The organism is Bifidobacterium callitrichidarum (assembly GCF_003129905.1).
Taxonomy (GTDB): Bacteria; Actinomycetota; Actinomycetes; order Actinomycetales; family Bifidobacteriaceae; genus Bifidobacterium; species Bifidobacterium callitrichidarum.
Genome location: NZ_QFFM01000006.1, coordinates 1 through 23,460 on the forward strand (window position 1 = coordinate 1; position 23,460 = coordinate 23,460).

The window sequence follows — 23,460 nt, forward strand, 5'->3', positions numbered from 1 at the left end:
CTCGGCAGCCCGGTCCAGCGCCCGATGGTCCACGGCCGCCACGAGGAGATCGCCCACCGCGTCAAGCACATGAGCGGTGAGACCGGTCGCGTGACCTTGGACGACGGCACCACCCGCGAGTGGTTCGAAGAGGCCAAGTAACTACTGCTAACTACTGCGCGTGAGTCGGCTCCCCTCTCCGAGGGGAGCTGTCAGCGAAGCTGACTGAGGGGAGTCCTGCAATCGGGCGGGGTCTCCCCTCAGTCGCCTAGCGGCGACAGCTCCCCTCAGAGAGGGGAGCCTGCGTGTTTTCGGCAAATACGGAGGTGGACATGTCGGGATTCCAAGAGACCGCGGCGCGCGAAATCAAGCGCCATGACTTTGCGGCAGGCGAGACCGGGCGAGGCCCCTCTGTACCATCCCATGGCCTGGCCAACGATCCACGTGCCGGACAATGGGACGGCCGGCGCATGTCCAAGCGGATGATCGCCGATTACAAGACCTTCATCGTCACCGACGGCGAGGGTGTGCGCAATTCCCTGTACGTCTCCGGCTGTCCGTTCCACTGTGTGGACTGCTTCAACGCCTCCATCTGGGATTTCCAGGCCGGCCATGAATACACCCAGAAGCTCGAGGACAAGATCATCGAGGATCTCCGGGCCCCGTGGGTGCAGGGCATCACGTTCCTCGGCGGCGAACCGATGCTCAACACCCCAGTGCTGGTACCGCTCGCACAGCGCATTCGTGAGGAATTCGGCCACACCAAGGACATCTGGTGCTGGACCGGATACACATGGGAGGAGCTCATGCGCCCCGGAGAGACGCCGGACAAGCTCGAACTCCTGCATCTCATCGACATCCTTGTGGATGGCCGGTACTTGAAGGACCAGAAGAACTCCCTGCTGCAGTTCCGTGGATCCGCCAACCAGCGCATCCTCGACGTGCCCAAGTCATTGGAGGCAGGCAAACCGGTGATCTGGGCCAAGCTCCATGACCAGGAGCGCGACATCCCAGAAATCTACCTCAAGGACCGCGAGGCCGGCGAAGGTTCGCAGGCCTCGTGACGATGGCGCGTTATCTTCGCCGAATCGCATAAAGGACAGCCCAGTGGACTGTCCTTTATGCGATTCGGCGCCTTCCCCTGGTGCGTCTCGATACCGCGCGCATCGTCACGACGCCTTCCGACGTCCTGAACCATATAAGGGGCGGTTCGGGAACGTCCGGTCTGATTTCCGCGGGTCTCCGGCGACACCATCGTGTGTAATGGAACACCAAAGGTGGCCTAATCGTAGGCATTCCAATCGATGGTTGTGGCGCGTCGCGTGATGCCTGCCGGCGCAATCAACTCGCATTGTGCATCACGGTCGCGATTGCCTTCGAGACGGTCGAAGAGCAGATCGGCGGCTCGTTCGGACAGCTGCTCAGGCGTGGTGGATACGTTGGTGACCTGCCATTCGAATGATGTTGCGGCGTAGTCCGAGCAGTACGACACCACGGAGACATCCTGTCCGGGAACCACATCGTGTCGGCGCAACGTGCGCAGCAGCCATTCGGTCGGTTGAGGCTGACGGACGATGATGCCAAGCCGATCGTCGGCATGCAGCAGCAGTTGATCGACGGTCTTCTCAATGCCGGGCCAGCCTTCGCCGAGTCGTTGCACGATGGAAAATCCCAATCCACGTTCGTCCGCGCGCTGGTGCGCGGTGCTGTAGAACTCGTCGACGAAGTTGTATTCATTCGGGTCGCTACCCAGTTGCGTACCGACCATCGTCACATGGTGATGCCCGGTGTCGGCGAGCTCATCCACGGCCAACAGTGCGGCTTTGCGGGCGTCGGCGTCCACGCAGTCCAGCCCGCGCGCGTTGGTCGCACGGCCCACGAGCGTGACGGGTTGGCTGAGTTCGGCGGCGATTGGGATGCGCGGGTCCTCACGGCTGACGTCCATGAGAATGAAGCCGTCACAGATTGATTTGCCGGCCATGCGCTTGAGCGCGGCCACGCCGTCATGCGTGGTGGTGAGGATGACGTCGTAATCGCGTGCGCGTGCGCTGCGCACGATGGCATCGATGTACGGCGTGGTCTCATTGGCGTCGATCGTCTCGCTCATCTCTACGAACAGCGCGATGATGTTGGTACGGTTTGTCTTCAACGTGCGTGCGCCGGCGTTTGGCTGGTAGTTGAGCTTGCGCATCGCATCCTCGACCCGCCGTCGCGTCGCTTCGGACACGGTGTTCTTGCCGTTGATGACGAACGACACCGTGCTTTGGGATACGCCCGCCAGGGCGGCGACGTCCTTGCTGGTCGGTGGTCGGGTTCCGGCTTGTCTGGTGGTCATGAGGTCCTCTTGCGTTGTATTGCGGCGGGATGCGCCGGCGGTCGCGTCGTCGCCACGCCGCTATTCGATATTAGCCCGTACGGCTAACCCCTTATGCTGCCGGTCTCTTGGCTGGCTTTATCCGATCGACTGAGGGGATGGTCTTTGCGAGTCATGCGATCAGCCTTCGCGCATGAAACGCGGCAGCCTGTCGAGCGGGCAAGGCGTGTCGATGACGGCAGGTCCCGCGATGATCCGCCCGTCGTCCCCACGCCATCGTCCTTCGGGAATCGATATTCGACGGGAGACCGCATGGCGTTGCGTGCAGGGGGCGACGATGATGTCACTGCCCAGAAGGAACTGGTCGGTGACGGTATCCATGTCAGGGAAGTGGTAGGCCATCGGGCGGATGATAGGCTCGCCGGTTTGCGCCGCATGATCGGCAAGCCGAAGAATCGTCGGCAGGTATTCCTCGCGAATGGCCAATGCCTTGCGTACGGCTTCGAGATGATCGGCGTCCAGCACGCGGGAGGGCGCGGTGGAGAACTGCATCATCGGGGAAAGCGCTGCGATCTGCGCGTAGCGGACGAAGAACTCCTGGTCCACGTCCGAATGCTTGGTGCTGTTGACTTCGCCGCCGCCGATCATATCGGGACAGACGAACGGCTGCCCGATCATGCCCTGTGCCAACATCTCCGGAATCAGCGAGCCGATGCCGTGCTCATCCCAGGCGGCGGGCTTGTCCTGAAGCCTTTGTGCGAGCGGCTGGCCGCCCATCTTCCAGCAGGCGCGGAACTCGTTGAACGGGTAGTGCACGCCGATGGCGGCCCACTGTTCGCACATGTCATTGGACGTCATCGGAGTGAACGGCAGATCGTCGTCGTGGAAGTCATACAGGTCGGCGCCGTCGAACTTGAAGCCGTCCACGCCGAGCTCGCACAGTGCGTCGAGCCGGCCGCGGATCCACTGCCGCGCTTCGGGGTTGCTCAGGTCGAGCACGGCGCTCAGACCGTTCCACCAGCGGCGGATGGCCGTGCGGCCGTGGCGATCGCGCAGCATGAGCCCACGCGCCTCGAGCTCGCGGAACACCGCGGAATCGGGGCTGACGAACGGCACCAGCCAGACGATGACGTCGAATCCCTTGCCGTGCAACTGGCGGAGCATCTCCTGCGGATTCGGGAACGTGGATGGGTCGAAGGTCCAGGTTCCGTAGTCGGGGCTCCACTTGTCGTCGATCATCAACACGCCCGGGGGCATGTCGGCGGCCAGCATCGCGTCGGCGTAGGCAAGCACCGCCTGCTGGGTCGGGCGATAGGGCATTTCGATCCACGTGTTGTATTGCGGCTTGGCGAACATGGCCTTGGCGGGAGTCTCGCCGGACGGGGGGAAGTGGTTCCGGCTTGCGGCGAGGAAGGCGTCTCGCAACGTGCCGTCGCCATCGCCGTGCACGGTGACGGGATGATCGGCCTGCACGGTCAGGTGTTCGCCTTCAAAGGAGAATGCGAACGGCTTGTCGCACCATATATACCGTCCGCAGGTGGAGACCAGCAATGGCGCGCTCTGGTTCGAGGCTTCGGGCAGTTGTCCGTCCTCGTGCTTCCAGGTGGCCAGGTCGCAGGAGAACGGCTGTGCGCCGAATGGCATGAGTCGGCCGTCCGCCGCGCGGCCTCCCCACCAGAGTTCATTGGGAAGAAGGTCGATTGTTGTGTATTGAGCCGTGTTGTTCATAATCGGTCTTTCCTATGTGCAGTAAACATCTGACGCGGCTGCAGTGCCGCGTATATCTAATACGTATTATTACGACGAAGGTACCGATTTACAAATTCCGGCGTGGCGTGATTTCTTGCGGGTAGCCCGGAGGGTAATTGCTGTGCTGTCTGACGTCAAATAATGGCTTTATTGTGAGGTTTCATGTGAATGATGTTATTGCGACACGCCGCTTTGCCGCCTTTGCCCCTTGGTGGCATACTGAAGTCACGTAGTTACTCATACGTATTAACAAATCAAGACGGTGCACAATGGAGGGGCATAGTGGCCCCGAGGTTCGAGCCGAACTTGATTAACGTTCTTGGCGACACCAAAGCGGGTGCCGCAGGAAGGAAGAAGAATCATGAAGTTCTCCAAGACCATCATCGCAGCCGTAGCAGCAGCGGCGATGATCGTTCCTCTGGCCGCATGCGGTAGCGGAACAGCTGATTCCGGCAAAACCACCATCACCTACTTCTCGTGGAACAACGAGAATCAGGTCAAGCCCATCATCGAGGCCTTCGAGAAAGCCAATCCCGATATTAAGGTCGATCTGAGCACCGCACAGGGCGAAGCCGCCGATTACGCGCAGACGCTGACCACACGTGCCGCAGGAAATCAGCTGCCCGATGTGTTCCACATGTCCATCGAGACGCGCAATGAAGTGCTGGACGCCGGATTGGCCAAGGATTTGACTAATGAGCCGTTCATGGATTCCATTCCGGACACCAATAAGGACCTCTATACCCGTGACGGCAAGGTCTATGGCATGAGCCCCACCGCATGGGTCGGCGTCATTGTATATAACAAAGACCTGCTCAAGCAGGTGGGATACGATTCCGTGCCTGAGACGATCGATGAGTTCTGTGAGTTGGGCAAGAAACTGCAGGCTGCGGGAATCACGCCGTACATGGACGATCCGACCGTCGTTTCCGGCTCGTTCCAGCCGATGCTTGGCGGCTACTACGCCAAGCAGGGCATCGATACCAGCGAATGGCCGGAAATGGGCGAAGGCGGAAGCTTCGAAAAGCAGTGGACCCCGATCATCAAGGAATGGCAGAAGCTCATCGACTCCGGCACCATGCCCAAGGAGGTCGTGGGCGTGAACAACGACCAGATCAAGCAGCAATTCATGACCGGCCAGCTGGCCATGTTCCGTTCCGGCCCGTGGGACTTCCCTGATCTGAACTCCTCCGGCGTCGACTACGCCACCGCCCCGTTCCCCGCGGTGGAAGGCGGCGAACCGTACGTGGGCGGTGGTCCGGACTCCCCGTTCGCCATCTCCTCGAAGATCGATGGCGATAAGCTCAAGGCTGCCGAGAAGTTCCTTGCCTTCATGAATTCCGAAGAGGGACTCAAACTCGAGGAAAAGAACATCGGTCAGATTTCCGTCTCCTCCGAATACGCCGCCGATGTGGCTCCGCAGCTGCAGGACATCTACGACGAGTACGTGACCACCGGCAAGTACTACTGGACCAACTGGTCCCAGAACGGCAACGTGATGGCCACGGAAATGACCTCCCAATGGCAGCTGCTCATCCAGGGCAGTACGGACGCCGCTTCGGTGGCCAAGCACATGGACGAGACCTGGAAGGCCAACGCCAAGTAACGCGATTGGTGTGAATGCGCAATCAAAGCGAATGCGCAAATCAGCGGCGACCGGTTCTCTGGGTGCTGGGTTTTCCGCACTTCAGTGCCAGCCGCCGCTCCGGTCGGGGCGAATCTCCTGACGATTCTCCTCTTCTCTGCGCCTCGAAAGTTTCGCCCCGACGCACTCCTTATGGAAAGGCAATAAAGACATGACGGCACAAACATGCAACCCCGCAATGATGCGGCAGTCCGACAGCAGCGGCGACGCCAAGGTCGGTGGACGCGATGGCGTCCGCAAGACGCCGTGGTACAAGACCCGCGGATTCGTTGAATCGGCATCGTCCACCGGATTCCTGATCCCCGTCCTCGCGGTGTTCGTCGTGCTGACGCTGATCCCCTTGATCCAGACGGTGTATTACTCCTTTACCGACTACACCGGATTCAACCCCAATGTGAATTTCGTCGGATTCGACAACTACCGCAAGGTGTTCACTGATCCCTCCCTGCTGGTGGGCCTGGGATTCACCATCCTGTTCGCGCTCGCCACCACGCTGATCACCACGATTATCGCCATTCCTCTGGCGGTGCTGCTCAACACGAAGTTCTACGGCCGCTCGTTCGCCCGCTCCCTGTTCTTCTTCTTGGGCGTCCCCTCGCTGATCGTGCTGGGTATGGTGTGGAGCTTCATCCTCTCCCCGCTCAAGACGGGCGCGCTCAATTCCGTGCTGGTGTCGATGGGACTGGATTCCGTACCGTGGCTGGCCAATGAGACCTTGGCTCGTGGCTGTGTGATTTTCGTGGCCATCTGGGCTGCTGTGGGTTGGCATGCCACGCTGTATCTGGCGTATCTGCAGGCGATTCCCGCAGACCTTTACGAGCAGGCCGCCGTCGACGGTGCCAGCGGATTCCAGAAGTTCATTCACATCACCCTGCCGCAGCTCATTCCCGGAATTGTGGTCTCCACGTTCCTGCTCATCACCAACGGCCTGAAGGTGTACGACCTGCCCTTCGGCATGACCAAGGGTGGCCCCGGATATTCCACCAACACCATCACCCAGGCGATCATCGTCCATGGTATTTCGCAGTCGCAGTACGGTCTCGGTTCGGCGCTGGCGGTGCTGTTCACGCTGGCATGTCTGATCGTGGTTCTCGGGCAGACGGCTCTCACCAGCGCCATCTCTAGGAGGTTCGCGTAATATGAACAAGCTCAAGCCAAGCACCAGAGCGAAGATCGGCGTGTGGGTGCGCACGATCCTCATCAACGCCGTGGCAATCATCATGGCGCTCCCGCTGTACTACATCATCGTCAACTCGTTCAAGACCTCCATCGACATGGCGAAGTCTCCGTTCGGATTGCCTGAGACATGGTCCATCCAGAACTACATCGACACTTTCGCTAACCTACCGATCGCCCGAAGCTTTCTGAACTCGCTGATCGTCACGGTCGTGGCGGTGTTCCTTCAGCTGTTCATCGGTTCCCTGGCCGCATACGGCATGATTCTGCGTAAAAGCTGGTTCACTGCCGGAGTCGGCGCCGTGCTGATGATAGCCTTCTGCATCCCGTTGCAGGCCACGCTGATCCCGCAGTACCGCATGGAAGCCAATCTCCATCTCGTCAACACATTGTGGGGCCTGATTGCGCTGTATCTGGTCAACTCGATTTTCTGCTACTTCCTGATCGTCGGATACATGCGAAAGCTGCCGATGGAGGTGCTGGAAGCGGCGCGCATCGACGGTGCCGGCCCGTTCAAAATTTACTACAAGATCGTCCTTCCGATGATCACACCGATTCTGGCGACCGTGGTCGTGTTTCAGACGCTGTCCACGTGGAACGACTTCCTGCAGCCGAATGTGTTCCTGTCCTCCACGGACAATCGCACAATCATCCTGCAGGTGTTCAACTCCATGAGCCAGTTCACCACCAACTGGCCGGCGTTCATGGCCATCACGGTGATCGCGCTGGTTCCGGTGTTCGTCTTCTTCATCTTCTGCCAGAAGTGGATTGTGTCCGGCCTGGTGGCTGGATCGGTGAAGGGGTGATTCGGAACGGGATTGGTCCGTGCGGTTTTCCGGAACCATCCCGCGCATGATCGATTCCATTTCAGAGCAGCGCCTCTCTGGTGTGTGCCGTTCGACGGTGTCGACGGTGCTGCCGGAGGGGTGCCTTGCTTTCAAGGAGAGTGGCTATGTCCCAGCAATCATTCATCGTCAGCGGCGTCCCGTGGTTCGATGATCGCGGACGGACGGTCAATGCGCATGGAGGCTGCATCGTCGAGGAAAACGGCCTGTACTACCTGTTCGGCGAATACAAGACCGACGAGGAGAACCGGTTCGCCGGCTTCTCCTGTTATTCGTCGCCGGACCTGGCGCACTGGACGTTCCGGCGAATCGTGCTGCCGCAGCAGAAAGACGGTCTGATGGGTCCCGGGCGCATCGGCGAGCGGGTCAAGGTCATGCGCTGCCCCACAACCGGACAATATGTGATGTTCATGCATTCTGACGATTTGGGATACTACGATCCGCACATCTGCTACGCGGTTTGCGACACGATTGACGGTGACTATGAATTCCGCGGCCCGCTGACGTTCCATGGCGAGTCAGTTCACCGCTGGGATCTTGGTGTTTTCCAAGATGATGACGGCACTGGCTACCTGCTCGTCCATGAAGGCGACATCTACCGTCTGTCCGATGATTATCTGTCCGTTGCCGAACAGGTGGGGGAGGGCATTGCGCTCGGAGGTGAGGCGCCGGCCGTCGCCAAACTCGGCGGACGCTACTGGATGCTGTTCTCCGGCAAGACCTCATGGGACTGCAATGACAACTACTGTCTGTCCGCGCCCACAATGCGCGGGCCGTGGACCTATCAGGGACTGTTCGCCCCGGAAGGCTCGATGACCTGCAATTCGCAGACGCTGTACGTGCTGCCGGTGCGCACCGCGCATGGCGAGATCGCGATGTACATGGGCGACCGTTGGTCGTTCCCGCATCAGGCGTCGGCGGCCACTTATGTCTGGCAACAGTTGTCCGTGGACCATGGACGGCTGCGGTTGGCAGAATACCAGCCTTCATGGTCGCCGATATCAGGTAAGGCGGAACCGTTCGAAGGGCGGCACGTCGATGTCGGGTTCTGGTCGGACAAGGCCGGAGAATCGGTTTCCATTCCATTCCACGGCTCGCGGGTAGCGCTGACCGGAAAGGCCGACCAGTGGGGGTCATACGCGAGGGTCGGTATTCGCGGTGCCGGGATGAGCGAGGAATCCGCGATGGTGGTGGATCCCATCTTCGTGAGTTGGTATGCCAAGTCGCCGGATGCCGGGTATCGATACGTCTCGCCGGAATTGCCCGAGGATGACTACGTACTTACCGTCACGGTCACCGGCGAAGTGCCGCAGTGGACCGACAAGTCGGGCCAGCGGTTCGGTTCGGTGGGCTCCATGGTGGACGTGGATGAAGCCATCGTTGCACAATAGCGGAGCGGCGAGCGGTGCGACGGCACGGTTATGGACATTCTGCGCAGAGGCCCGTCAATATCTTGAAAAGTGTCGGGAAACGTGCTTCCCGTGAGCGAAATCACCTTGCGGGGCGTCATGTTGGGCAGGTGGTCGGACTATTCTTAGGGCGAGAAGTAGCCGGGCGAAGCCGTCCGCAGGGTGCCTGCCAGCCGTCCGAAACGGTTCGGGATGCCTTGCGGTGCCGTGAGAAAGGCGATTATCCCGGAGGCCGAAGCTAAGAGGAATACATGGTTGACACCGCATCGAACGTGACCACGGATGCCGCCCGCACCGCGAATGCGAGCGTGAACGCCGCGCCGAACACGAATACGAGCGCGAACGCGGCAGCCGTATCGGGGAACGCCAAGCCCCTGCGCGTGGGACTCGACATCGGTTCCACCACCGTCAAGGCCGTGGTGCTGGACCAGTCCGACTCCCTGGGCAGCACGCTCTTCTCCGATTACCGCCGTCACCATGCCAACGTTCGCGCAACCGTGGCCGGCCTGCTCGTCGACATCCATAAGAAACTTGAGGAGCTCGGCCGCGGCGACGAGCCGATCCGTCTGGCCATCACCGGCTCCGGCGGCCTGGCCCTCGCGGACAACATGCATGTGCCGTTCATCCAGGAGGTCATCGCCGAGACCGAGGCCATCGACAAGGAATACCCGGCCGCGGACGTCATCATCGAGCTCGGCGGCGAGGACGCCAAGATCACCTACCTGAAGCCCACCCCCGAACAGCGCATGAACGGCTCGTGCGCAGGCGGCACCGGCGCGTTCATCGACCAGATGGCCACGCTGCTCGACACGGACGCCGCCGGCCTCAACGAGATGGCCAAGAGCTACGAGAACCTGTACCCGATCGCATCCCGTTGCGGCGTGTTTGCTAAGACCGACCTGCAGCCGCTCATCAACGACGGTGCCGCCAAGCCGGACCTTGCCGCCTCCATCTTCACCGCCGTGGCCACGCAGACCATCGCCGGTCTGGCTTCCGGCCGACCGATCCACGGCACCGTGATCTTCCTCGGCGGCCCGTTGTTCTTCATGTCCGAGCTGCGCGCCGCCTTCCAGCGTGCGCTCGAAGGCAAGGTGGACGAATTCATCGTGCCCACCAACGCCCACCTCTACGTGGCGTACGGTGCCGCGCTCCAGGCGGACATCGACTCGGACGACGAAGGCCACCACTTCGAAGCCCGCACCTGCGCCGACATTTTGCACACGCTGGAAGAGCTGAAGAACCTGCCCTCCAACACGCCCACCATGCCCCCGCTGTTCCCCACCGAGGCCGACCGTGAGACATTCAACAAGCGTCACCACCGCGAGCACATCCACATCGGCACGCTCGAAGGCGCGCACGGCCCCCACTTCCTGGGCATCGACGCCGGCTCGACCACCATCAAGGCCACGCTCGTCAACGACGACCGCGAGATCGTCTGGTCCTCCTACGCCAACAACGAGGGCAGCCCGCTGACCGCGGCCATCAACATCGTCAAGAAGATCCAAGCCGAACTGCCTGCGGACGCATGGATTGCACGATCCTGCGCCACCGGCTACGGCGAGGGCCTCATCACCACCGGCCTGCACCTGGACGAGGGCGTGGTCGAGACCATGGCCCACTACCGCGGCGCCGAAATGGTCAGCCCCGGCGTTACCGCCGTCATCGACATCGGTGGCCAGGACATGAAGTACCTGGCCATCACGGACGGTGTGATCGACTCCATCGCCGTCAACGAGGCCTGCTCCTCCGGCTGCGGTTCGTTCCTGCAGACTTTCGCCATGTCCATGGGCCTGACGATCCAGGAATTCACACAGAAGGCGCTCGCCTCCACTCATCCGGTGGACCTCGGCTCGCGCTGCACCGTGTTCATGAACTCGTCCGTCAAGCAGGCGCAGAAGGAAGGCGCCTCCATCGAGGACATCGCTGCCGGCCTGTGCTATTCCGTGGTGCGCAACGCCTTGTATAAAGTCATCAAGCTGCGCGATTCCGGCGAACTCGGCGACACCGTGGTGGTCCAGGGCGGCACGTTCCTCAACGACGCCGTGCTGCGCGCCTTCGAGCTGCTCACCGACCGCAAGGTCACCCGCCCGAACATCGCCGGCCTCATGGGCGCGTTCGGCGCGGCCCTGACCGCCCGCATGCACTATCAGGACGAGGCCGACCATCTGGACGTGGTCGTCAAGGCCGATGGATCCGAGGAGGCGGCCACCGCGTCCGGTGAGGCCGACTCCGCTCCTGCCGATACCACCGACAAGGCTCCGGCCGACGGATTCAAGAAGACCGCCATGGCCGCCTCAGCCGAGCCCGAGACGCACACGGTCGTCATCGACGGCGTGACCCACACCGCCAGCTCCATTCTGACCGGCGAAGCGCTCGACACCATGTCCATGACCACCGAGCGCGACGTGTGCAAGCTGTGCCAGAACCACTGCAAGCTCACCATCACCACGTTCTCCGACGGCTCCCGCTTCGTGACCGGCAACCGCTGCGAGCGCGGCGGCGACGCCAAGAAGAAGCGTTCCGACCGCCCGAACCTGTACGACTACAAGTACAAGCGTTGCTTCGCCTACCGTCGCCTGACGGACAAGAAGGCCACCCGCGGCGAGATCGGCATCCCGCGCGCGCTCAACATGTACGAGAACTACCCGTTCTGGTTCACGCTGCTCACCTCGCTCGGCTTCAAGGTGATGATCTCCGGCCGCAGCTCCCACGAGCTGTTCGAGACCGGCATCGAATCCATCGCCTCCGAGAACATCTGCTACCCGGCCAAGCTCGTGCACGGCCATATCAAGTGGCTGCTCAACAAGGGCATCAAGACCATCTTCTACCCGTGCGTCTCGTATGAGGACAACCTGGTGCCCAACACGGACAACCACTACAACTGCCCGGTGGTGGCCAACTATCCGCTCGTGGTCGGCGCGAACATGCCCGAACTGCGTGAGGAGGGCGTGCGCTACATGCACCCCTACTTCAACCTCGCCAACCATGAACTCATGGTCGACCGCATCGTCGAGGAGTTCGCCTGGGCCAACGTGACCCGCGAGGAGGCCGAGACCGCCGTCAAGGCCGCCTACGCCGAAGACAAGGTCTTCAAGCACGACGTGCAGCAGGAGGGCCTCGCCGCGCTCGCCTACATGAAGGAACACGGCTGCCGCGGCATCGTGCTTGCCGGCCGTCCCTACCACATCGACCCTGAAATCAACCACGGCATTCCCGAAACCATCTGTTCGCTCGGCATGGTGGTGCTCTCCGAGGACTCCATCTGCGAGCTGCAGCCGGGGGAGAAGCTCAACCTCACCGAATTCCTTTCCGAAGGCGAGCAGAGCCCGCGTGCCAAAAACGCCGCCGGATTCCGCCACGTGGGCGATCGCACCGTGACCAAGATGCCGTTGCGTGTGACCAACCAGTGGGCCTACCACTCCCGCCTGTACGCCGCCGCGCATTTCGTGGCCTCCTATCCCGGCCTCGAACTCGTGCAGCTCAACTCGTTCGGCTGCGGTCTCGACGCCATCACCACCGACCAGGTGGCCGAGATCCTCGCGGACAAGGCGGACGTGTACACGCTGCTCAAGATCGACGAGGTCTCGAACCTCGGTGCCGCCAAGATTCGTCTGCGCTCGCTCAAGGCCGCCGTGGAGGAGCGTGAGGCCAACAAGGCCCGTGAGGCCGCCGCTGCCGCAGGTCAGGACGTCTCCGGTGAGACCGCCGATGACGAGACCGCTGCCGAGGCGCGCAAGGCCCGTGAAGCCGCGCGGGCTAAGGCCGAGGCCGATCTGGCCGCCGCCAAGGCCGCGCTCGCCGAAGCGCAGGCCGCCGTGGACGCCGCCGAAGCCAAGGTCAAGGCCGAACAGGCCGCGTCCGGCAAGCCCTCCGGTCCCAAGCCGATGGGCTTCCGCAAGACCGGCACCAAGGCGCCGACCCCCGGCCGCCAGGTGCTGCTCGACACCACGATGGCCGCCAACCCGAAGCTCACCAAGGCCATGCGCGAAGCCTCCAAGAAGGCCGCCCAGCGCGACATCAAGGCCGCGGCGAACGCCGTGAACGCCGGGAACGTGCTCGCCGGATCGAACGGCACCGTCGACCAGCCGACCGGCAAGGCTTCCGCCAAGAAGCAGTCCGCGCACAACAACGCCACGATGAGCCGCTACGCCCACCGCGAGAAGTTCGTCAAGGACATGAAGAAGGACTACACGATCGTGGCCCCGCAGATGAGCCCGATCCACCTGTCCCTCGTGGAAGCGGTGATCCGCTCCGGCGGCTACAAGTTCGACGTGCTCAAGCACGCCAGCCGTGGCGACGTGGAGACCGGCCTCAAGTACGTGAACAACGATGCCTGCTACCCGGCCATCATGGTCATCGGCCAGCTCATCGACGCGATCCTGGAAGGCAAGTACGATCCGGACCACGTGGCCCTGGCCATCACCCAGACCGGCGGCATGTGCCGTGCCACCAACTACTTCGGCCTCATCCGCAAGGCCCTGATCGATGCCGGCTACCCGCAGATTCCGGTCATCGCCATCTCCACGCAGGGTCTGGAGGACAATCCGGGCTTCAAGGCCACCGTGCCCATGCTGCACCGTGCCGTCAAGGCGCTGATTCTGGGCGATCTGCTCATGAAGTGCCTCTACCGCGTGCGTCCGTACGAGGTGGAGAAGGGCTCGGCCAACCGCCTGTACGAACAGTGGGACGTGATCGTGCGTGAGACGCTCGAGCACCACGGCTATTCCAAGACCGCGGCCAAGACCCCGTGGCTCAGGAAGGGCTGGCTGCCGTACGCCACGCTCGCCAAGGAGATCGTGAAGTCCTTCGACGCCCTGCCCCTCAAGGACATTCCGCGCAAGGTGCGCGTCGGCGTGGTAGGCGAGATCCTCGTCAAGTACCAGCCGGACGCGAACAACCACGTGGTCGACGTCATCGAATCGCAGGACTGCGAGGCCGTGGTGCCCGGCATCATGGAGTTCATGACCACCCGCCCGTACATCACGGACTGGAACGAACGAAACCTCGGCATGGGTGGCAACCAGACGCTTTACGCGCTCATGCGCTGGGGCCTCGACCGGTACAACGCGCCCATCAAGGCCGCCATCGCCACCGCCCACGGCAAGTTCAAGCAGGACGATCCGATGCCGGAACTGGTCAAGAAGGCCGCCGAAGTCACGTCCATCGGTGTGCAGGCCGGCGAGGGCTGGCTGCTGACGGCCGAGATTCTGGAGCTCATCGAGCAAGGCTGCCCGAACGTGATTTGCGCGCAGCCGTTCGCCTGCCTGCCCAACCACGTGACCGGCCGTGGCATGTTCGGCAAGATCCGTCGCCTGCACCCGGAGGCCAACATCGTCTCCATCGACTACGATCCGGGCGCCTCCGAGGCCAACCAGCTCAACCGCATCAAGCTCATGATCGCGGCGGCGAAGAAGGCCCACAACGCCAAGTTCGCCGAAGCCGGCGAGCCGCAGGGCTTCACCTCCGCCGACTGAGGCGTAACGTTGCCGTTCACACGGTGTGGCCATCCCCGCACCGTGTGGTCTTTTTCGCACTGTGTGGTGTAAAGGATGCTTGGAATAAAGCCGTTTTGGCGGAATACAGCCATTCCGGGAAACCACACGGTGGAGGATTTACCACATGGTGGGAGATCCTCCACACGGTGTATGGCTCGAGACCGCAATGCCCGCTATCGGTTTTTCGTATAGCCGATTGGCGGGCGTTTGGGCGCGGCAATGCCCCGGCTCGCATACCATACCGATTATGGTTACTCCGAGAATTAGTTATGCCCATTTGCTGGCCAAGCCGAATCCGAAGCACGTCGAGAGCCTGCTGAAGTTCTTCGAGAACGGTCGCGCGCAGCGTGGCACCGGCGGTTTCGGCGTGGAGATCGAGCACCTGCCCGTGCACAACGGCAGCGACACGGCCGTCAGCTACTACGAGCCCAACGGCATCGAGACGCTGCTCAAGCGCCTGGCTCCCTACTATGACCCGGAGAAGGAGTACTGGGAGAACGGCCATCTGGTAGGGCTCGCGCGCCCCGGCGTGTCCGTCTCGCTGGAGCCGGGCGGCCAGGTGGAGACCTCCATCGGCGTGCTCAGGAAGCCCAGCGACCTCATCACGCTCTACTCCAAGTTCCGCCGCGAGGCCGACCCGATCCTGGAGGAACTTGGCTTCCGTTTCGTCAACTACGGCTACCAACCCAAGTCCAGCTTCGCCGATGTGCCGGTGAACCCCAAGGATCGCTACGATGCGATGACTGATTACCTTGGCCGTGTGGGCCAGTTTGGTCCGTGCATGATGCGCTGCTCCGCCTCCACCCAGGTCAGCATCGACTTCGTGGACGAGCGCGACGCCATCGAGAAGATGCGTCTCGGCACCGTGATCGGCCCGATTCTGGCGTACTACTTCCGCAACACCCCGTACTTCGAAGGCCAGCCGAACCCGTACCCGCTGCTGCGCCAGCGCATGTGGGACTTCCTCGACTTCCAGCGCACCAACGTGCTGCCCGGCCTGTTCGACCCGCGCTACGGCTGGGAGGATTACGCCATCGACGTGCTCTCCACGCCGCTCATGTTCGCCGACCTGACCCACACGCCCGAAGCGGTGGCTTCCGGCGCCTCGCCGAAGGAACTGCACCGACCGGCCTTCCGCGAGAACGCAGGCGAGGTGTACCCGGACCGCGAGCTCAACCCGTACGAGATCAACCACATCATCTCCACGCACTTCAACGACGTGCGTCTCAAGAACTTCATCGAGCTGCGCCACTGGGATTCGCTGCCCATCGAACGCGCCGAACGCTTGACGGAGATTGTGTCCTCGCTGTTCTACATCCCCGAGAACCGCGACCGTCTGGAAAGCTACTTCGAAGGCATCACCGAGTCCGAGGTGTACGAGGCCAAGGCCAACCTCCAGGCCCACGGCCGCGAAGCCACTCCATACGGCCAGCCGCTCGACTTCTGGAAGGAATTCCTGGGCCTCGAAGGCCTGCTGGCGGACATCCCCGGCGACCCGAACCACCCGGACGTGTTCCAGGAGTAGGTTTCAACGACTGCGTTCTCCGTGTCGTCGATTTCCTTCGCTGATTTCGGCGCAACGGAATTGCGGTTGTCGGGAATTCCGCCTCGAATGCATGATGCGTGTGGGATGATGCGGCCGAAACCACCGATTCAGGCCATCGTCCCACATGGCTGCGGGGCCACAGCGTCGTCAATCGATTGAAGCGGGGATTGTCCCGCATGCCCTTTTGAAGGAAACCTTGGAATCAAGCCGTTTTGACAAACCAAGACGGTATCGGGCTCGCAAGAGGTGTGGGATGATACGCGAAATTCGCTGAAAATCATGCATCATCCCACACCGGGGCGCCCGACTACGCCCGCATCGCAGCGGTGACGGGTATAGCGTACCCGCATCGAACCTTCGGCGGTGTGGCTGCCCCAGATCTCGCAGACCGTGGCGTGGGGCCATTCGGCCGGGTCGTTGCGGGTCACCATCGCCAGCGCCTCGTCGAAGCAGGCCGACAGCGATTCCCGCTCGATGACCTGGCCTTCGGCGGGGCCGCCGGTGGGATGGAAGACGGTCAGTGACGAGTCGAGGCCGAAATCCGTGGTACCGGGGGCGTCGGCGGTTCCGGTGACGGGTGCATTGGGGGAGTGGCCTGCGGTAGGACGTCCGGTATCGTCTGCTTCGAACTGCTGGTAGGCGTAGGCCTTGCCCGCACGGCAGTCAACGATGATGCCGCGGCGCAGCAGTCGTGGCAGTCCAGCCTCGCGCACGGCGGCGCGCAGCGCGGTCATCGCGCGCAGATATGGCTTGAGCATGAACGGGCCGCCGTAATACGGCCAAGGTTTACCCACCATCCATGTGGGCGGCAGGTCGGAGCTCACCACGCCATCCTCGGGCGTGCGGGCCTTGCGCGTCACCTCGCCCAGAAAATCGTTGAGACTCGTCTCCAATGTGCGCAGACGGGCGGCCTCGCGGGCCACGCGGTCGCGGCCGGTCTCCATCAACGCCCGCCAGTCAAGAGAGCCGTCCTCGTTTCTGAACGTTTCGATGGACTCCAGCGGCACGCCGGCGTCCAAGCACAGGCGGATCACGTCCATCTCCAGCATCTGGTCGGGGGAGTAGTAGCGGTATCCGGTGCGCGGGTCGGTTTCGTACGGCGTGAGGATGCCGTGCGCGTCATAGTAGCGCAGCGCCTTGGCGCTTGTGCCGTCCAGTTTGGCCACTTCTCCGATGGTCAGCAGCTCGTCGTCATCGCGCATTGATGACACTCCTTCGTCCATCTTGTCCATCGGCCCGGCAGTCGGCGGGCCATCGCGCCGATTTGACCTTACCCTCGGGGCAAAGTCTAGCATCGCAGCTGTCGCGCCCGAGGCGGGCGGGATGGAACAAGTGAACAAGGCTTGGTCGAATCGGAATTGACTACCCCTCAGTCGCTTTCGGCACCAGCTCCTCTGACAGGGGGAGCCAAGTGGATGGGCTGTCGAGCCGGGTGGACCATGGCTACGAACAACGGCGCGCACAGGCGCGTGCCGGACTTATCGAACAGGAGGTTCGTCATGGTTGACGGGCACAAGGACAACGGCTGGCTGGGCCTGGCCGGTGACGTATGCGTGGTCACCGGCGCCGTGGGCGGCATGGGTACCGCCATCGCCGCGGAGCTGGCCCACGCGGGCGCCAGGCTCGCGCTGGTGGACATCAGCGAGGAGCACACCGCGGCGTATGCGGCGCAGCTGGCCGCCGAATACGGCGTCGAGGCGCGCGGCTACGGCTGCGACGTCTCGGACGCGGACGACGTGGAGATCGTCAAGAACAGGATCGTCGCCGACTTCGGCACGGTGGACGTGCTCGTCAACACAGTCGGCATCCTGCGCTTCGCCCCGCTGGAGGACCTGCCTCTGTCCGACTGGAAGGACGTCATCAACGTGAACCTGACCGGCGCGTTCATCCTCTCCCAGGCGTTCGGCAAGGTAATGCTGGAACACCGGGCCGGTCGCATCGTGCACATCTCCACCGTGGCCTCCCACTCGCCCGAAACCTTCTCCGGTGCCTACTCGTGCGCCAAAGCCGGACTCGGCATGCTCTCCAAGATGATCGCCGCCGAATGGGGACCGTTCGGCATCCGCTCCAACTGCGTATGCCCGTGCTTCGTGAAAACCCCGATGAGCGCCTCCTTCTACGCCGATCCGAAGGTGACCGAGGAGCGCGAACGACTCATCGCCTCCCGCCGCATCGGCGAGGTGCAGGACATCGCCAACGCCGTGGCCTTCCTGGCCTCCAAGCGCTCCGACTTCGTCAACGGCGACGAGGTGAGCGTGGACGGCGGCTTCCACCTCATGATGGGCGACCTCACACCCAAGCCGGGCGGCCGCCGCCAGTTCGCCATCAATTCACTGAAACAGCGCGGCCTGCTGCCGGAGGGCGGCCCGGAGATTAACCCGGACGCCGGTCCGGAATCCGGTCCGGAGACCAACACGGAAGGAGCGCAGGCATGAGCGCCAAGCACGAAACGAACCGTTATGGCGTCCTCTCCGCCGCGTTCGTGGTCATGTTCTTCGTGGCCTCGATCGCACTGTTCAGCGTGTTCCTCAACCCGCTGTCCGAACAGCATGGCTGGACGCCGGCCGAAGTGAGCCTGTCCTACTCCATCTTCCAGACGGTCATGGCCGTCACCGGCATCTTCTCCGGCCGCATCTCCGACAAGTTCGGCCCGCGCACGGTGATGCTCGTGGGCGGCTTCGTGTTCGGCCTGGGCTGGTTCCTGACCGGCATGGCGAACAGCCTGCCCATGCTGTACATCTGCCACGGGCTCATCGCCGCCGTGGGCAACGGCCTGGTCTACAACCCGGCGCTCACCACCGCGCAACGCTGGTTCCCGGACATCCGCGGCAAGGCATCCGGCATCCTGCTGGCCGCCGCCGCAATCGGCCCGGCCACGCTCGCGCCCGTGGCCAACGCCCTGTCCAGCGCGTTCGGCGTATCCAATGCGCTGCGGATCCTCGGTGTGACCTTCTGGGTGACGATCACGCTTGGCTCGCTGTTCGTGCAGCCCGCGCCCGCCGATTACCGTCCGAAAGGCTGGAATCCGCCAGTTGCCGACAAGCCCGCTGCAGCGGCCGCGTCCGGTGACGACGGCAGCTTCGACTTCAAGGCCATGCTCGCCTCCCCGCGCTTCTACGTGCTGCTCGCCGTGTACGCGATGGCCGCGTCCTCCGGCACGATGCTCGTGGGCGCCGTCTCCTCCATCTCGCAGGAGCACGTGGGCGCGGTGGGCACCATGACCGCCGCCGCGTTCGGCGCCATGGCCGTGTCCATCTCCACCATCTCCAACTTCCTGGGCCGACTGACCTTCGGCGCGCTCTACGACAAGTTCGGCGCGTTCAAGTGTCTGTCCATCATGCTGGTGGTCACGGCGCTGGCCATGATGGCCATGTCCTTCGCGTACAACGCGGCGTTCTTCGTGGTGTGCGTGATCGTGCTCGGCTTCGCGTTCGGCGCGCTGCTGGTCATCTACCCGCCACTGACCGGCGAAACCTTCGGTACCAAGCACCTCGGCGTCAACTACGGCATCATGTTCCTTGGCTACGCGCTGGGCGCATGGATCGGCCCGAGGCTCGCCACCGGCCTGCATTCCGAGGCCTACGGCTACCGCATGGCTTTCTACGCGGCCGCCGGCATCACCATCCTGGGCCTGGTGATCGTGCTGCTGCTCGCCGCCCGCGTCAGGAAGGCCGGCACGATGATGCCGCCGCGAAAGTAGCCGAGAGGCTGCCGCAGAGCCGAATCAGGACGAATCAATACAAACAGACAAGAAGGAACACATCATGACCGAACAACTTCGACTGGCCGTCATCGGCGCCGGCGCCATGGGCCGCGACCATATCCGCTACATTCAGGACGATCCGGACGCCCGGCTCGTGGCCATCGCCGACCCCGTGCCCGCCACCGAACAGGTGGCCAAGGATGCCGGCGTGCCCTGGTTCGCCGACTACAAGGAGATGCTGGAGTGCACCGCGCTCGACGGCGTGGTCATCGCCTCGCCGAACCACCTGCACGTGCCGATGGCCCGCGAAACCGTGTCCCGCGGCATCCCCACCCTGGTGGAGAAGCCCATCAGCGACGACCTGGACGACGCGCGCGCCTTCGCCGCCGAGGCCCGCGCCTCCGGCGTGCCGGTGCTCGTGGGACAGCACCGCCGCCATAATCCCAAGGTGCGCCGCGCCAAGGAGATCATCGAATCCGGGGCCCTGGGCCGCATCGTCACCGTGGCCGTGCTGTACAACCTGTACAAGCCGGACACCTACTACGACATCCCGTGGCGCAGGCAGAAGGGCGCCGGTCCGATTCTGGTGAACATGGTGCATGACGTGGATCTCATGCGCTATCTCATCGGAGAACCGGTGGAGATTCAGGGCATGAGCGCCAACGCGGCGCGCGGCTTCGAAGTGGAGGATTCCGCCGTGGCCACCGTGCGCTTCGAGAACGGCACGCTCGGCACCATCACCCTGTCCGATTCGGCGGCCAGTCCGTGGAACTGGGAGTCCACCGCGCGCGAGAACCCGTTCTTCGCGCCGTACGACACGGACGCCTACTACATCATGGGCACCAAGGCCTCGCTGTCGCTGCCGCGCCTGCACCTGTTCTCACATGCGGGCGGTGTGAGCGACTGGACCAAGCCATTCACCTGCGAGGTGCAGGGCGTGCGCGAGGGTCTGCCGCATCGTCTGCAGCTCAGGCACTTCGAGCGCGTGATCCGCGGCGAGGAGGCGCCGCTGGTTACCCCGGAGGACGCCATCAAGACGCTTGAGGTGCTGAACGCCGTCAAGCGCGCGGCCGACGGCGGCGAACTCGTACGGTTGTAGCCTGTTGTAGCTGGCCGTATCTGGCTGTAGGCTCCGCGGCTGAATCATGATCACGATCCGGCTTTCCTTTCCCGGGAAGCCGGATCTTTTTGATGTCGGTGCGATATATCGAATGGTTATTCGATATACTGACCTGTATGACAACGACGACAAAAACCAAGCGAGTGCGCAAAAGCCCCGAGGAGCGTCGCGCCGAAATCGCCCAGGCAGCGGTTCGCCTGGTGGGGGAGAAGGGCTACTACGGTACGTCGCTCAAGGACGTGGCGGACGCGGTGGGTATGAGCCAGCCGGGGCTGCTGCACTACATCGGCAACAAGGAAGGTCTGTTGTCGATGCTCATCACCGACAACTACGACGTCTACGGCACTCCGGATGATTTCATGGCCTCGGGCCTGCCGGGCAGCGACCCCGACCGCCTGCTGTTCCCCGCCTACCTGCGGTATCTGGTGCGATACAACGCGCAGCGCCGTGAGCTGGTGCGGCTGTACATGAGCCTTGAAGCCGAGGCGTTCAGCCCCGAGCACCCGCTCTACGACTACTTCGAAAACCGTCCGGCCGCGGTGTGGGACCATTACTGCCGCTACCCGTGGGTGATCCCGCCGGAGATGGGTTCATGGGAAAACTCGATGAGGCTTGTGGTGCGCATGTGCATCGAGGCGATGGACGGTGCGCAGTTGCGCTGGATGCGTCAGCCCCCGGTGGATCTGTACGACGAATGGCTGGCGTTCGAGCGGGTCATCTTCCCTTCGCCGTTGTGGGACAACTACCGCTGACGCCGTCGGGGATCGCCGGCGTGCCGGCGGATCGCTGATAGGTCGATGACGATGCGGTTGGTGGGTGATGTCGCTATCGGAAGCGGTTCGACAATCGTCTGCAGAATTGTTGATAGTTATCAACCGTCCCGCGTGTCGCGGTGAGAGTAGAATCGTTGGAAAATCAACGTTTTCTGTTATCTAATAGTCACTCAGTAAGGATTTGACAAACCTGTGGCCGCGGAGCTATTCTTCTAGGTATCTAACGGGTGTTAGATACCTGTCAAAGCAGACATAGAAGAATAGGAAACACGAGGTCAAGGATGAGTGCTTCAACCGCAATCCCCGCAGACGAGCGTCTGGCGGCCTTCAATGCGAACATTGCCGCGGCGGATAAGGATCCGTCGCTGTCTCCCGAAACCGGCAAGCAGATGGACAAGGTCACGCTGATCCGCTTCGGCGCCGGCTTCCTGGCCTTCGGCCTGCTGTGGATGAGCGGTTTGGCCATCGTCTCCGCCGTGCTGCTCACCAAGCACCTCCAGTCCATCTTCGGCCCCGACGTTGAAGGCCTGACCGGTGTGATCAACGCCTGCACCGCAGTGGCCTCCCTGGTCTCCAACCTGCTGTTCGGCACCCTGTCCGACCGCTCCCGCTCCAAGTGGGGCCGCCGCACCCCGTTCATTGTGCTCGGCGCCATCCTTGGCGGTGTCACCCTGTTCCTCACCGGCATGGTCACGAACCCGGTGGCCATCACCGTTATCTACTGCCTGTGCATGTTCGGCCTGAACGCCATGATCGCCCCGCTGGTGGCCATGATCTCCGACCGTATCCCGATGAACGTGCGCGGCACCATGTCTGCCTTCTTCGGTGCCGGCCAGACCTGCGGCGCCCCGATCGGCACCCTCATCGGCTCCGCCTTCATTCTCAAGCCGTTCCCGGGCTTCATCCTCGCCGGCGTGCTCATGTTCCTCGGCGGCATCGTGGCCGTCATCATCGTGCCGAAGGAATCCTCCGCCGACTTCCTGCCCAAGGACGAGGGCAAGGCCTCCGACGTGCTGCGCAGCTTCATCCCGCCGAAGTTCTCCACCGCCCATGACTTCTACAAGGCGTTCGCCGGCCGTATCTGCATGCTGCTGAGCTACCAGATGATCACTGTCTACCAGCTGCTCATCTTCCAGAAGTACATCGGCCTGGACGACACCGCCGCCGGCGCCGCCATGGCCACCATGTCCGTCATCACCATGGTCGTCTCCCTCGGCGGCTCCGTGGTCGCCGGCCCGATCTCCGACCTCATCGGCCGCCGCAAGATCCCGGTCGTCGCCGCCTCCGTGCTGTTCGCCATCGGTATGGCCATGCCGTGGATCATGCCGACCACCCTGGGCATGTTCCTGTACGCCGGCATCGCCGGCCTCGGCTACGGCGTCTACTCCTCCGTGGACCAGGCCCTGAACGTGGACGTGCTGCCCAACAAGGAGGAGGCCGGCAAGGACCTCGGCGTCCTGAACCTCGCCACCACCCTCGGCCAGATGCTTGGCCCGGTGCTCATGTCCGTGATCACCATGACCCTCGGCTACGCCGCCGCCTTCCCGATCTCCATCGTGTTCGCGCTGCTCGGCTGCGTGTTCATCATGATGATCAAGGGCGTCAAGTAAGCCCGGCGCGCTGAGGCGCACCATCACAATCAACCTACGGCTGCGGCCGGTCCGCTCGAACCAACCAGTGGACCGGCCGTTCGCATACCTCCTCTT

16 protein-coding genes are annotated in these 23,460 nt (G+C 62.8%); 12 read left to right on the plus strand and 4 right to left on the minus strand.

Annotation, left to right across the window (positions count from 1 at the left end; genetic code table 11):
- Positions 1-311 precede the first annotated feature (311 nt).
- Positions 312-1,043, plus strand: coding sequence for an anaerobic ribonucleoside-triphosphate reductase activating protein (nrdG, locus tag DF196_RS03705; RefSeq protein WP_109056551.1), 732 nt, complete (start codon positions 312-314; stop codon positions 1,041-1,043).
- A gap of 218 nt (positions 1,044-1,261) precedes the next feature.
- Here the strand turns inward: nrdG and DF196_RS03710 are convergent, their stop codons facing one another.
- A complete protein-coding gene (locus tag DF196_RS03710; protein WP_109056552.1) occupies positions 1,262-2,314 on the minus strand; it encodes a LacI family DNA-binding transcriptional regulator in 1,053 nt (350 codons plus the stop codon).
- Between the two features lie 159 nt (positions 2,315-2,473).
- A complete protein-coding gene (locus tag DF196_RS03715; protein WP_109056553.1) occupies positions 2,474-4,021 on the minus strand; it encodes a glycoside hydrolase family 31 protein in 1,548 nt (515 codons plus the stop codon).
- Positions 4,022-4,403: 382 nt separating this feature from the next.
- On the opposite strand from DF196_RS03715, the gene DF196_RS03720 reads away from it, so the two are divergent.
- The 6 genes from DF196_RS03720 to DF196_RS03745 all read left to right on the plus strand — a co-directional run bounded on the left by DF196_RS03720 (position 4,404) and on the right by DF196_RS03745 (position 16,137).
- Positions 4,404-5,648 (plus strand): ABC transporter substrate-binding protein, encoded by a 1,245-nt coding sequence (locus DF196_RS03720; protein WP_109056554.1) that lies wholly within the window; start codon positions 4,404-4,406, stop codon positions 5,646-5,648.
- Positions 5,649-5,838: 190 nt separating this feature from the next.
- Complete coding sequence (locus DF196_RS03725) at positions 5,839-6,825, plus strand: carbohydrate ABC transporter permease (protein WP_241519570.1); 987 nt, start codon at positions 5,839-5,841, stop codon at positions 6,823-6,825.
- 1 nt (position 6,826) lies between these two features.
- Entirely contained in the window at positions 6,827-7,669 is an 843-nt protein-coding gene (locus tag DF196_RS03730) for a carbohydrate ABC transporter permease (RefSeq protein ID WP_109056555.1), read from the plus strand.
- Positions 7,670-7,815: 146 nt separating this feature from the next.
- Positions 7,816-9,099: a glycoside hydrolase family protein gene (locus DF196_RS03735; protein ID WP_109056556.1), complete on the plus strand. Its 1,284-nt coding sequence runs from the start codon at positions 7,816-7,818 to the stop codon at positions 9,097-9,099.
- Between the two features lie 326 nt (positions 9,100-9,425).
- The gene (locus DF196_RS03740) at positions 9,426-14,591 is read left to right on the plus strand and encodes an acyl-CoA dehydratase activase-related protein (protein WP_109056628.1); all 5,166 of its coding nucleotides are present in this window, start codon (positions 9,426-9,428) and stop codon (positions 14,589-14,591) included.
- A 268-nt stretch (positions 14,592-14,859) separates the two neighbouring features.
- Positions 14,860-16,137 carry a glutamate-cysteine ligase family protein gene (locus DF196_RS03745; RefSeq protein WP_109056557.1) on the plus strand — a complete coding sequence of 426 codons (1,278 nt, stop codon included), beginning with the start codon at positions 14,860-14,862 and terminating at the stop codon, positions 16,135-16,137.
- Between the two features lie 305 nt (positions 16,138-16,442).
- On the opposite strand, the gene DF196_RS03750 is transcribed toward DF196_RS03745, so the two are convergent.
- A complete protein-coding gene (locus DF196_RS03750) occupies positions 16,443-17,360 on the minus strand; it encodes a MerR family transcriptional regulator (RefSeq protein WP_109056558.1) in 918 nt (305 codons plus the stop codon).
- Between the two features lie 167 nt (positions 17,361-17,527).
- The gene (locus tag DF196_RS14035) at positions 17,528-17,659 is read right to left on the minus strand and encodes a hypothetical protein (RefSeq protein ID WP_277745282.1); all 132 of its coding nucleotides are present in this window, start codon (positions 17,657-17,659) and stop codon (positions 17,528-17,530) included.
- On the opposite strand from DF196_RS14035, the gene DF196_RS03755 reads away from it, so the two are divergent.
- From DF196_RS03755 to DF196_RS03775, 5 genes are all read left to right on the plus strand, one after another.
- Positions 17,658-18,593, plus strand: coding sequence for an SDR family NAD(P)-dependent oxidoreductase (locus tag DF196_RS03755; protein WP_109056559.1), 936 nt, complete (start codon positions 17,658-17,660; stop codon positions 18,591-18,593). The two genes, DF196_RS14035 and DF196_RS03755, sit on opposite strands and share 2 nt — an antisense overlap.
- Complete coding sequence (locus tag DF196_RS03760) at positions 18,590-19,858, plus strand: L-lactate MFS transporter (protein WP_109056560.1); 1,269 nt, start codon at positions 18,590-18,592, stop codon at positions 19,856-19,858. Before DF196_RS03755 ends, DF196_RS03760 begins: the two co-directional genes overlap by 4 nt.
- Before the next feature lie 64 nt (positions 19,859-19,922).
- Complete coding sequence (locus DF196_RS03765) at positions 19,923-20,960, plus strand: Gfo/Idh/MocA family protein (protein WP_109056561.1); 1,038 nt, start codon at positions 19,923-19,925, stop codon at positions 20,958-20,960.
- A gap of 137 nt (positions 20,961-21,097) precedes the next feature.
- The gene (locus tag DF196_RS03770; RefSeq protein ID WP_170114970.1) at positions 21,098-21,733 is read left to right on the plus strand and encodes a TetR/AcrR family transcriptional regulator; all 636 of its coding nucleotides are present in this window, start codon (positions 21,098-21,100) and stop codon (positions 21,731-21,733) included.
- Positions 21,734-22,035: 302 nt separating this feature from the next.
- Complete coding sequence (locus tag DF196_RS03775; RefSeq protein ID WP_109056563.1) at positions 22,036-23,364, plus strand: MFS transporter; 1,329 nt, start codon at positions 22,036-22,038, stop codon at positions 23,362-23,364.
- Positions 23,365-23,460: the final 96 nt, after the last annotated feature.

Excerpts from the sequence above, each read along its gene's own strand:
- nrdG (WP_109056551.1), top strand. The coding sequence starts at position 312 with ATGTCGGGATTCCAAGAGACCGCGGCGCGCGAAATCAAGCGCCATGAC.
- DF196_RS03710 (WP_109056552.1), bottom strand. The coding sequence starts at position 2,314 with ATGACCACCAGACAAGCCGGAACCCGACCACCGACCAGCAAGGACGTC.
- DF196_RS03715 (WP_109056553.1), bottom strand. The coding sequence starts at position 4,021 with ATGAACAACACGGCTCAATACACAACAATCGACCTTCTTCCCAATGAA.
- DF196_RS03720 (WP_109056554.1), top strand. The coding sequence starts at position 4,404 with ATGAAGTTCTCCAAGACCATCATCGCAGCCGTAGCAGCAGCGGCGATG.
- DF196_RS03725 (WP_241519570.1), top strand. The coding sequence starts at position 5,839 with ATGACGGCACAAACATGCAACCCCGCAATGATGCGGCAGTCCGACAGC.
- DF196_RS03730 (WP_109056555.1), top strand. The coding sequence starts at position 6,827 with ATGAACAAGCTCAAGCCAAGCACCAGAGCGAAGATCGGCGTGTGGGTG.
- DF196_RS03735 (WP_109056556.1), top strand. The coding sequence starts at position 7,816 with ATGTCCCAGCAATCATTCATCGTCAGCGGCGTCCCGTGGTTCGATGAT.
- DF196_RS03745 (WP_109056557.1), top strand. The coding sequence starts at position 14,860 with ATGGTTACTCCGAGAATTAGTTATGCCCATTTGCTGGCCAAGCCGAAT.
- DF196_RS03750 (WP_109056558.1), bottom strand. The coding sequence starts at position 17,360 with ATGCGCGATGACGACGAGCTGCTGACCATCGGAGAAGTGGCCAAACTG.
- DF196_RS03755 (WP_109056559.1), top strand. The coding sequence starts at position 17,658 with ATGGTTGACGGGCACAAGGACAACGGCTGGCTGGGCCTGGCCGGTGAC.
- DF196_RS14035 (WP_277745282.1), bottom strand. The coding sequence starts at position 17,659 with ATGACGAACCTCCTGTTCGATAAGTCCGGCACGCGCCTGTGCGCGCCG.
- DF196_RS03760 (WP_109056560.1), top strand. The coding sequence starts at position 18,590 with ATGAGCGCCAAGCACGAAACGAACCGTTATGGCGTCCTCTCCGCCGCG.
- DF196_RS03765 (WP_109056561.1), top strand. The coding sequence starts at position 19,923 with ATGACCGAACAACTTCGACTGGCCGTCATCGGCGCCGGCGCCATGGGC.
- DF196_RS03770 (WP_170114970.1), top strand. The coding sequence starts at position 21,098 with ATGACAACGACGACAAAAACCAAGCGAGTGCGCAAAAGCCCCGAGGAG.
- DF196_RS03775 (WP_109056563.1), top strand. The coding sequence starts at position 22,036 with ATGAGTGCTTCAACCGCAATCCCCGCAGACGAGCGTCTGGCGGCCTTC.